This is a genomic window from Halobacterium salinarum DSM 3754, from assembly GCF_008124605.1.
Lineage (GTDB): Archaea > Halobacteriota > Halobacteria > Halobacteriales > Halobacteriaceae > Halobacterium > Halobacterium salinarum.
The window spans coordinates 1-5,894 of sequence record NZ_VRYN01000026.1 but is presented as its reverse complement, the minus strand read 5'-3'; the positions used below and the strand labels follow the sequence as shown (position 1 = coordinate 5,894).

At 54.4% G+C, this 5,894-nt stretch carries 6 protein-coding genes; 2 read left to right on the top strand and 4 right to left on the bottom strand.

Annotated features, from left to right (window positions below):
- The 3 genes from APQ99_RS12295 to APQ99_RS12285 all read right to left on the bottom strand — a co-directional run.
- Nucleotides 1-1,194, bottom strand: a 1,194-nt coding sequence (locus tag APQ99_RS12295) for an IS4 family transposase (protein ID WP_148889186.1), incomplete at its 3' end; no start/stop codon positions are given.
- Nucleotides 1,149-2,255 carry an IS630 family transposase gene (locus APQ99_RS12290; RefSeq protein WP_136361210.1) on the bottom strand — a complete coding sequence of 369 codons (1,107 nt, stop codon included), beginning with the start codon at nt 2,253-2,255 and terminating at the stop codon, nt 1,149-1,151. The genes APQ99_RS12295 and APQ99_RS12290, both read right to left, overlap by 46 nt.
- Before the next feature lie 391 nt (nt 2,256-2,646).
- Nucleotides 2,647-2,976: an ApeA N-terminal domain 1-containing protein gene (locus APQ99_RS12285; RefSeq protein ID WP_136361211.1), complete on the bottom strand. Its 330-nt coding sequence runs from the start codon at nt 2,974-2,976 to the stop codon at nt 2,647-2,649.
- 517 nt (nt 2,977-3,493) lie between these two features.
- Between APQ99_RS12285 and APQ99_RS12280 the strand changes: the two genes are divergently transcribed.
- Together APQ99_RS12280 and APQ99_RS12275 are read left to right on the top strand one after the other, a co-directional pair.
- Entirely contained in the window at nt 3,494-4,672 is a 1,179-nt protein-coding gene (locus tag APQ99_RS12280; RefSeq protein ID WP_136361212.1) for a competence protein CoiA family protein, read from the top strand.
- A gap of 3 nt (nt 4,673-4,675) precedes the next feature.
- On the top strand, nt 4,676-4,936 hold the full coding sequence (locus APQ99_RS12275; RefSeq protein WP_136361213.1) for a hypothetical protein: 261 nt from the start codon (nt 4,676-4,678) through the stop codon (nt 4,934-4,936).
- Between the two features lie 221 nt (nt 4,937-5,157).
- Here the strand turns inward: APQ99_RS12275 and APQ99_RS12270 are convergent, their stop codons facing one another.
- On the bottom strand, nt 5,158-5,808 hold the full coding sequence (locus tag APQ99_RS12270; protein WP_136361214.1) for a helix-turn-helix domain-containing protein: 651 nt from the start codon (nt 5,806-5,808) through the stop codon (nt 5,158-5,160).
- Between the last annotated feature and the right edge of the window lie 86 nt (nt 5,809-5,894).

Here is a 5,894-nt window from a genome sequence, read left to right as displayed (position 1 = left end):
GTCTTCGATCAGCCGGTCGAGCAGCGGCGGTGGTGAATAGCCGAGGAACTCACCGAGTTCGTGGAGAATGAGCTGGGCGTGCGACCGGAAGGTCGCCGCCCAGCGCTCTGTCGGAAACACAAGCTCATCATCCGCCTGCTCAGTGACTAGATCCAACAGATCGCGGCTTACAAGCAGCGACAGCAGCGCTGCGTACAATAAGATCCTCACCACGTGTTCGTCACTCGTGTCGAACTCGTCCAATTCGTACTGCGTCTTCAGCTCCCGGAACAGCAACTCAACTTCCCACCGACAGCGGTAGATCTCCGCTAAATCCGCCGGAAAGAACTCCTTCCTCGCTAAATTCGTCATGTACAGGTGGTAGTCGTCGGCGTCCTCGTCGCGGACGCCGACGACGCGAAATCGCTTCGTATCTAGTGACTGTGTCCCATTGTACGGCCCTCGTTTGAATTCGACTTCGACTTCTACATCGATGTATTTCCGGTCGAGATCGTCGAGAACAGCTCGGAGCTGCTTGCCCTCTAAGGGAATGGCGCGGCCGCGCCATTCCCGTAGCTCTCTGGTAATCAGCGGATTCGCGTTCTGCTTCAGCCGACTCACGAAGTAGCCGTCGTTTTCGTCGATCAGCGCAAACCGGCGGTACTTGAAGTAGGCGAGATCGAACAGCATGAGGCGATTCTCAAGCCACGGCCCTGTTTTGAACAAGGTGCTGTCGTGCGTTTTCTCGTTAGCAGTATCGAGCTGTTCAATCGTCTGCTCTGTGGCATTGTGGAGCAGGTGGAGCTTCGCTCCAGCCTGCTCCTCGTGGCGGGCTTCGAACTGATCTGAGAGAAATTCGTGTAACCGCAACACCGTTCCATCAGCGATCATCACGTCTCTAAATCGGTCGATATCAGCGTCAACAGCGTTAGGAACGGCGACCTCGTCGAGACCATGCTCGACGAGGTCGCGGAGATACTCCGCAAGCGTCGGTGTCAACCGCTGATAGAATCCACCCGGAGAAATCGTCTCATCGGCAGTAGAGTTGTAACAGCGTCTAAAACCGGCGAGTGTTCGGCTTTCGCCTGCGGCGAAGCCGAACACGAACGCCCAAACGAAGGCAGGGATCTGGAGCTTGCGGTCACGTTCGACCACGCCGAGTTTAGTAGCTAGCGTAACTTCTGGAGGTATCCGCCAAGATACTCGTCGATCCACGAGGCTGCGAAACTCAGCTGAGTTGTAAGTTGCTCAAAGAGCTCAGTGAGGAGAGCGCGGTATTCTGCCGCGCTCTCCACAATCAGCGGTGATGCTTTCCACTTGAGGCTCTTCCAGACCTGCTCGATTGGGTTGAGATCCGGTGAGCCAACCGGGAGAAACACGAGATCGATGCCAAGTTGATGGGCTCGCTTACGCGTGTACTCGCACGCGTGTGAGGAGAAGTTGTCCAAGACGAGCAGAATCCGCTGTCCCGGATTCTGCTCGCGGATCCCTTCGAGACACTCGCAAATCCGTTCTTTCTCTTGATTGGTCGGAAACTGAACGACACTCTCACCAGAGACTGCATAGAACCCGACCGCTGGTTCGTCTAACTTCACCAGCGGTCGGGTGATGTGCGGATCATCCACGGTGTAGAGTCGCTGTGAGTTGTCCCACGGTTGTGGATGGGATGCGTCGAGAAATCCAAGGACGGTTCCACCGTCCGTCCGGATTTCCTCGTCAACGACCCATCCTTCCTCGTCGTCACCGTCGCGTTTGTTGTGCGGTGTGTCGTCAGGCTCCTCGTCGAACGCGTCAGCGACGCGTTCGTCGAGAATCTCTTCGGCGTTCTCCGGGCGTGATGGACGCTTAGTCCGTGGGATTGCGTAGGAAAGGCCGAGATTTTCGAGGAAGGTACTGAGATAGACCGGGTGAAACTCTACGTCGAATTCTTCGTTAATGAGGTGCTGTATTTCCTGTTTCTTCCACGGTTGGCCGTCACGAAGGAGTTCCAAGAGGTGCTCGCGTTGGTCGTCGCCGAGCTTCGGGGGCCTGCCGCCCCCGAAGTTCGGCATCAGGAGACCGAGACCACCTTCGTTCCACCGGCGGGCCCAGCGTGTTCCCGTCCCGGAGGACCTGCCGACATCGTCGGCAGCGTCCTCCAGCGTCGCTCCCTTGTAGAGACGTTTGACGAAGATCAGCCGCTCAGTGAGTTTCTCGTCAGTAGACTCCGCAAGGAGCCGGTCGAGATCGTCCTCACTGAGGTGACGGACGATCTCTTTGCGGCGATCTCCGGGCATACTCTCATATCAGGCGCCACCTCCATAACTTCCCCTAACCACTATCCTCGGCGTGGTCTTCGAGGAACTCAGAGGGAAACAGTGTAGTGAGCCGACGCATAATCCGAGGTGAGGAGTCCTTGTCGTGCACAGACTGGACTTCCTCATTCCTTCCGAAAGATGCCTCGATAAGCCGCCGCTATCACGCGGTTTCTCGCTTAACTAAAGACGGATGATCCTCGTGCATGTTTAGAATGATATCTGCGTCGTCTGTCGAGAGAGATTCAGTGACGGCAGGCCCAACATCGATATCGTGATCGCCAGGCATGGAAACCCTTCTAACGCCGGTCCATTTCTCGAGGTTGTTGAACGAGAAAGAGCACTTCCAGTACTTCGTCCTAGTGTTGACTAATCACCCCTTGATGACGGTCCCGTTCTCATAGGATTCGGTGGTGAAGGAGGCATCGTTCGTGCTCGTGCTGTCGCCGGAATACATGCAGTTGAGGACGGTGACGTATTCCCCCTCTGTCGTCACACCGAAGATGTTGATTGGGCCGTCCTCGGTTTCCACGTCGTCATTGTGCCTCTCGAAAATTTCGTAGAAGCTGCCAAGTAGATCCAGTTCGACACCATGTTCCGGTGAGAACGTGAGTGTCCCTGCTACGGCTTCATTCGGGACAAGTTGTTCCTCCTCATGCATCTCCTCTAACCACCACTTGCCCCCGACGTCTATACTGTCCATATACGTTCTTCTGATGATGGTTCTAAAAATCCCGTGGAGAACGCCCAGAAGCCACGAAGCGAGATCTGCGGAGTAAAAAAGGTTCTACTGCTTGGCCTTGGCAGAGATCAGGTATTTGTACTCGTGCTCCCCTGAAGCGTCAACCTCGATATCTTCCAAGTCCTGGGTATCCTCTAAGCGGTCAAGGAGTACGTAGGTGGTGACGGTGTCGTCGCTGACGTGTATATCATCCCTCAATATGCCCTGATATCGGCCAGTTCCTCCACAATACGGTCAGTCCCGGTAGTTGAAGTCATAGTCTTGACGGCATACAGGAATGTCCGGGTTGAACGCTTCGAACCACGGCTAAGTCGAAAGTTCGGTGTCGTCTGCAATTGTTGTATAATAATTTACCATATTCGTTTTTAAATCTGATCCACGCCCGGAAATCCCTGTTAGAAACAGGAAGGCAATAGCTGAGGTCGTCTTCATTAACCGGTAACTACATGAAATCCTGGACAGTCATGTCACGTGAAAGATGCCGTTCCGAGGCCTGCGGGACGGAGTAATCGTTGTACCCGCCAACGTCCTCAACCAGGAACCCGTAACCTGTCCCGAGTGCGGCGACACTATGTACGCCCGAGGCGGGGATCAAAAGGCACGCCACTTCTACCACGTCAACAACTCCTCCGGAAACAATTGCCCCACCACCGAGTCGACAGGAGAATCAGCTACCCACGCAAGGTGTGTAGCACTCGCAGTCGCAGCACTCAAAAACAAATTCAAACCCCAGGCCAAGCGTTGCGGAGCAGAAATCACGTTAGACGTCTCCGACAGCGGCAGCGGAAACAAGACACGACAGGCCGACGCACTACTCGAGTTCACCGAAGAGAATCCGTTCTTCGGCAAAGGTCTCATCATCGAAGTACAGCACCGGCACCACGAGAAAGACATCAAATCCACGACCCACGACTATCTCTACACTGGTTACTCCGTTGCCTGGCTCTCTTCCAGTGACTTCGGAGAAGAAGAAGAACTGGATTACTTGGTCGTCGACCAAGTCTTCGCCAAGGAAGACGGGGCCGGATACAGCGTACGCGACTACTCAGCTAAACGGTTCATCGACTGCGAGAGTTACTACTACAGTGGAGAACACAACTGGGGGACCGTACCAGGATACGTCCTTACCTGCGAAGAAGACTACCAGATCTGCACCAGCCGCCCCTGCACACTACGCCGCCAATACGACGAAGATCGGGAAGAATACACTTACCATCCTGACGTCACACAACCTGACCTCCCGCTAAAAGTCCTGAAAAACACGTTAGTCGGTGTATCCACCATCACCAGTTTCGAAGAACCACTGAAGCAAAGATACCACGACGCGGTCCTCGAAAAATCACTGGCAGACAGGCCAGAAATCGGGGAATGTCCTGGCCCGAAAGGATTCCACGAATGGCAAGGAAACCCGGAATCATTCTGGGGCGGAGCCGCCGACGTAGAACTCCGTTCTTGCCAACACTGCCCGGTCCACCTATTCACAGATCAACGCGGATACCCGGACGAACGCACAGACATCCTCTTCACCGAAAAACCGGATCCCGACTGGAACCTGATGGAACTCGAAGCAGATCCCCGTCAATGCCAGAACCGAAGCCACGAACACGAGGTCTGGTACGAACAATGCCCCGACTGCGGAGTCAACAACCCATGCTAAGAAATGGCCAGCGCTCTCTCAGATCCCACCGTCGAACCCGAAATCGCCCTCCACTGGATAGGCGGCGGAATAGCGGCCTTCCTCCTGTTCGCAGTCATAGTACGACTTATCGAGACATTCCAGACAAACAATCAGCAACGCACCGTAACTGGGATTGCCATCGCAAGCGGCCTAATGATCTCCATCGGCGTATCACCTCTGGGCACCTTTGCCGAAGAACTGGCCCAACTCTTCGAAGTAGTTCCGACACAGTACCCGGAGTAGATCAAGGCCCTTACACCTTGGAAACCGTGTTCGGACTACTGTACGGATTTACTGTAATGGGAGAAAGCGGAGGACTCCCCGCCGTCGCATCATTCAGCCTGGCACTGCTGGGAGGATTGATACTGATGTACTCTCCGCCCGGCGGCCTACTACTGATCTTGTTCGCTTGGATGCTGATGGAAGTCTCCCCCGCCGACCGATGGTAGATCAAATGCTGAGGGTTACTCTCCGCTCATTGTCGACAGTTCATCTCGGTAATCATACCCCCGGAGCGGATCACGGCTCATCTCAAACAGAACCCTCTCAATAGCAGGAACAACCGCTTCCACATCCTCCTCGTCAGCCTCGGGAAACATCTCGACAAAACTCCTCTCAAGCCTTCCCTGCACGGAAGCGACGTAGATCTGGAGCACATCGTTCAGAAGGCTGTGACCGTATTCATCGAGGAACTCTTGAACCGCTTCATCAGTGTACGCCTCTCCGACTAGGCCGATAATCTGCGGTCCGATCAAGCTGCTATCGCCCATCTTGTCCACGTTCTCTGCTTCGGCCTGGAAGAAATTCGCCTTGTACCCCATAGGCTGGCCCTCCGATGCAATCTCTACAGCACCGACTCCCTCCAGTTCATCCATGTCGTTATACAGCGTCGACTGCGGGATATCTCCATCAAGACGCTCCAGTAACTCAGAGACGGTGATCCCATCCCACAAGAACGGGTTGCTATCCGATTCTTCAACCACGACGTTCCCCTCTACACGGAGAGTGAACCAAATATGCGCTAACCGGGGAGAGTCAAGAAGCCGGCCAATACCCACTAGGTCGTCAACCGTTGTCCCGAGCGAATCAACCGTTTCACGGCCAATTACATTCATACAGCGTACTTTCCAAGATTCTTATAAAGTTATTTCGCCTTACTGTTAAGTAGATAGACTACTTTTTACCCAGAGTTGCCACCGAC